This window comes from Tunicatimonas sp., assembly GCF_049647865.1.
GTDB lineage: Bacteria > Bacteroidota > Bacteroidia > Cytophagales > Cyclobacteriaceae > Tunicatimonas.
The window spans coordinates 1-4,489 of sequence record NZ_JBARYM010000456.1 but is presented as its reverse complement, the minus strand read 5'-3'; the positions used below and the strand labels follow the sequence as shown (position 1 = coordinate 4,489).

General features: G+C 45.4%; 3 protein-coding genes. All 3 read right to left on the bottom strand.

Translation table 11 applies throughout. From position 1 onward, the window contains the following. Positions 1-1,415: FAD-binding oxidoreductase (locus WBA23_RS13630; RefSeq protein WP_424582828.1), on the bottom strand; the 1,415-nt coding region annotated here is incomplete at its 3' end. Further along, entirely contained in the window at positions 1,412-2,527 is a 1,116-nt protein-coding gene (locus tag WBA23_RS13625) for a pyridoxal-phosphate-dependent aminotransferase family protein (protein WP_424582827.1), read from the bottom strand. The genes WBA23_RS13630 and WBA23_RS13625, both read right to left, overlap by 4 nt. A gap of 61 nt (positions 2,528-2,588) precedes the next feature. After that, positions 2,589-4,259: an L-lactate permease gene (locus WBA23_RS13620; RefSeq protein ID WP_424582826.1), complete on the bottom strand. Its 1,671-nt coding sequence runs from the start codon at positions 4,257-4,259 to the stop codon at positions 2,589-2,591. Between the last annotated feature and the right edge of the window lie 230 nt (positions 4,260-4,489).

Here is a 4,489-nt window from a genome sequence, read left to right as displayed (position 1 = left end):
CTCCATGAGCCGCCGTAGTGTTGCACTAACGCAAAGGTTTCGTCGGCGATCTTTTGAAAACGCTCAATATCTTCTTGTAGCCGTAAATCAAGGATAGGCCGCACGTGAATTACCCCAACACTGGCGTGGGCGTACATGGCTACTTCGGTCTGGTGTTTTTTGCAGATTTTTAGTACCCGATCAATGTATTCGGGAAGCACCGGCGTAGGTATTCCGGCGTCTTCAATAAACGGAAGAGGCTTTTTATTGCCCTTAATACCGAGCATTAGTCCGAGGCCTTTCTTACGAATCAGCCAGACATCATCATAATCTTTGCCTTCAGGAAAAAGCGGATACGCGTAGCCTATACCGAGTTGTTTTAACTCTTCAGTCATTCGCTTGGGTCTTTCGAGCACTTCCTGCGCGTCATCACCGTAAAACTCTACAATCAGAATGGCTGCCGGATGACCTTGGATAAAGTGACAGCTTCGCTGAGTAGTCAGATTAGTCCGGCTTAATTCCACCACGGTTTTATCCAGAATTTCTACCGCTGCGGGAATATACTGCAACATTGGCTCTACCGCCTGAATAGCTTCTAACACCGTGGTAAAGTGTAAAACACAAACCGACTTGAACGTAGGCAACGGCTCCAGATTCAATTTGAGTTCTAAAGTTGTGGCGAGCGTCCCTTCACTGCCGCATACCAACTTGCTCAAGTTCCAGTGGTCAGTACGGATAAACTCATCAAGATTGTACCCGCCTACCCGCCGCATCACTTTAGGAAAGCGCGCTTCGATTTCATCTCGACTGTTATGAACAATTTCTTGAAAACGTTGGTAGATTTTTCCTTCCTGGTTGTTCTGTGCTATTTTCTGTTGATATTCTTCAGGATTAAATTCTCTTAAATAAAGCTCAGTTCCGTCGGCTAGCAGCACCTGAGCTTCCAGTACATGGTCTACCGTTTTTCCGTATAAAATGCTTTTGGTGCCGGAAGAATTATTGCCTACCATTCCGCCTACGTTGGCTCGGCTGGAAGTGGCCGGATCGGGAGCAAAATGCAAGCGATACGGTTTCAAATATTCATTCAGCACATCGCGCACCAAACCAGGTTGTACTCGTACCCACTGTTCCTGCTCATTTACTTCCAAAATTTGATTCATGTATTTAGAAAAATCCAGCACCAGTGAATTTCCGGTGGTCTGCCCCGCTAAACTAGTACCGCCGCCCCGAGGTAAAATTGTTATTCCGTGCTTCTTCGCTTCCCGCAATGCCACTTTTACATCCTCAGCACTTTTAGGCAAGACTACTAATTGCGGGATAATCTGATACACACTAGCATCAGTAGCGTAAAGTCCCAGGCTATATTCATCGGTCAGTACATCGCCCTCAATTTCAGCTTGAAGTGTAGTGATCAAGTCATTGGCAATGTCGGTCATCGCATAATTTCTTTCAGTGCCCCTAGCAGTACGTTCACATGGTTAGGAGAGCTACTATTTCCCATTAGGCCGATGCGCCAAACCTTTCCCGCAAGATCTCCCAGACCTCCGCCCACCTCGATATTGTAATCGTTCAGCAATCGTTTGCGCGTTGCTGCATCGTCTAATCCGTCGGGTAGCTTCACAGCGTTAAGCATGGGTAGTCGGTAGGGTTCATCTACCAAAAAGGTAAAGCCTAGTTCTTCTAACCCTTTCCGCAATAATTCATGGTTCTGTTTATGTCGTTTAAACCGCGGTTCTAACCCTTCTTCTACTACTAATCGTAAAGCTTCCCGGTGAGCGAACATGGCCGAAACCGGAGCGGTATGGTGGTACGCTCGTTTAGCTCCCTGCCAGTAGTTTTTTACCATTGTTAAATCTAAGAACCAGCTTTGCACCTTGGTTTTTCGTCGATCTAGTGCCGCCACGGCTCGGTCGCTAAAGGAAACTGGTGAGAGGCCGGGAGGCGCACTCATGCACTTCTGAGAACCCGAATAGATCGCATCAATACCCCAATCGTCAACTTTCAGTTGGGTGCCGCAGTAAGATGTTACAGCATCCACCACGAACAACGCACCGGCTTTGTGAGTCATTTGGCTAATTTCCTCTAACGGTTGAAGTACCCCTGTGGAAGTTTCAGCATGTACAACGGCTACCAGTTTGGGTTGACAAGTTTTCAGTGCGTCTTTCACTTGCTGAGGATCAATCGGTTGCCCCCACGGAGCGTCTACCCGAATCAGCTTAGCCCCGCAGCGCTCGACAATGTCGGACATTCGGTTACCGAACACGCCGTGAACGCAGATTAAAGCTTCATCACCGGGTTCCAGTAGATTAACCAAGCAGGTTTCCATACCCGCACTACCAGGAGCAGAAACCACGAAGGTGAGATTATTCTGCGTCTGAAACGTAGCCTGAGTCATCTCTTTGATCTCATCCATCACCGTTAGAAATTCCGGGTCGAGATGACCGATCAGAGGAGTAGACATCGCTTTGAGTACGCGAGGGTGGGCATCGCTAGGGCCCGGCCCCATCAGTATACGTTGACTGGTATTTAATTCAGGATAGTTATTCATGGGAATCTGGTAGTTGATAATTAATTGTGTTGCTACTAATTTATAAAAGTTTAGACATAGTTCATGATAGAAAATTGACAGTTAGCCAACCTAGTATTCCTACCAACCCTACGTAGTATATGGTAGGCAAAATTGTTTTTCGAAGTACATTTCCTTCTTGTCCGAGCAAACCTACGGTGGCTGAGGCAGCAACAACGTTATGGATGGCAATCATATTACCGGCTGCTGCACCTACTGCTTGTAATGCTACTATTAATGCGGAAGGCAGAGCCAAACTAGTGGCCACACCAAACTGAAACAAGCTAAACATTAGGTTACTGACCGTATTGCTACCGGCTATGAAGGCTCCCAAGGCACCAATAGTAGGCGCAAACAGCGGCCAAACTTCACCAACATTCTGCGCTACCCATTCGGCCATTGCAATAGGCATACTCATCATTCCCGATTCATTAATACCACTATTGATATACACCCGTACCATTGGAATAGTAAAAATTAAAACAAAACCAGCTTCTAAAATAAGTTGGCCCGATTCGCCTACCGCTGCACGTAGTGCTTGACCCCGCATGTGATGAAGAAGATACGTAATTAGCACCACGACAATTAGTATTGTACCCGGCAGATATAGTGGAGTACTGCTGGCGTTAATACTACTACCCAAAATTTCACTCCAAGAAATTTTGACCGATGTTAACCATCCTTTAACCGGAAGTTGAGGCAAGCGCGATAATACGAGGAAAGCAGCCACCAGTAAGTACGGCAACCATGCTCGGGATAAGCTTATGGAAGCTGCATTTAAATCATCTAAACGAATTTTTAACTTGCCCATCCAGTGTTTGGGCCATTCGGCTTCCGGTGGGAAGCTCCAAGTTCTTTTTGGAATTAAAAAGCCTTGCTGAGCTGCAAAAGTTACCAATGCTAAGCCAACTAGAGCACCAAGTAACGAAGGGAACTCTGGTCCTAAAAAAGCACCGGTTAGAAGGTAAGGAATGGTAAACGCCAACCCTCCGAACATTGCAAAAGGGAAGATTGATAATCCTTCTTTCCAAGACTTATTTTTGCCAAAAAAGCGAGTCATCATCATACACATAAATAGTGGCATTACCGTGCCCACTACCGCGTGCAATAAGGCGGCTCGCACCGTTACCATTTGAATATAGTCTGAAAAAGTGATACTCAATTCAGCTAATTGCGCTTCTACCTGTGGTCCAGCTAGCCCACCGGTTACTCCTACTAAAATTGGAGTGCCTACAGCCCCAAAGGTAACCGGGGTACTTTGTACCATCATGCCGAGCATTACCGCCCCTAATGCAGGAAAGCCTAAAGCGAGTAAGAGAGGTGCCGTAATTGCTGCCGGAGTTCCAAAGCCAGCAGCACCTTCAATAAATGATCCAAACAGCCAAACAATGATCACGACCTGCACCCGACGGTCCGGACTAATGTTTAAGAAGCCATTCCGAATGACAGTAATTGCTCCGGAGTGCTTTAGCGTATTAAGAAGTAAGATTGCCCCGAAAATGATATACAAAATATCAAAGGTGATAAATAAGCCCTGAATGCTGGAAGCTACTATATTTAGTAAAGACATATTCCATCCAAATAAAGCAATCAGCACCGTTAGAATAAGTACTAAGGGCATTGTTTTCTGAGCGGGCCATCGCCACATAATAAGTAGTACTGCTGCTACCAAGATAGGAAGTACCGCCAGAAAGGCTTGGATAGTGAGAGACATGATGAGGGTGGTTGTAGAATCTCTAAAGTACAATTTCTAGCGGCAAATAGAAATTTGCTCTACCTCCAAAAATAAATGGGTCTTCACTGATCACAGAATACTTATTATCGGTAAATGCTAAAACCCTACCTTATTATCATTGATATAGATTTTAATGTGAAACATTCTAGAGTATTAAATATCAAACTTTTTGATCTCGAGGACATGTACATTAACCAAATATAGCGTCA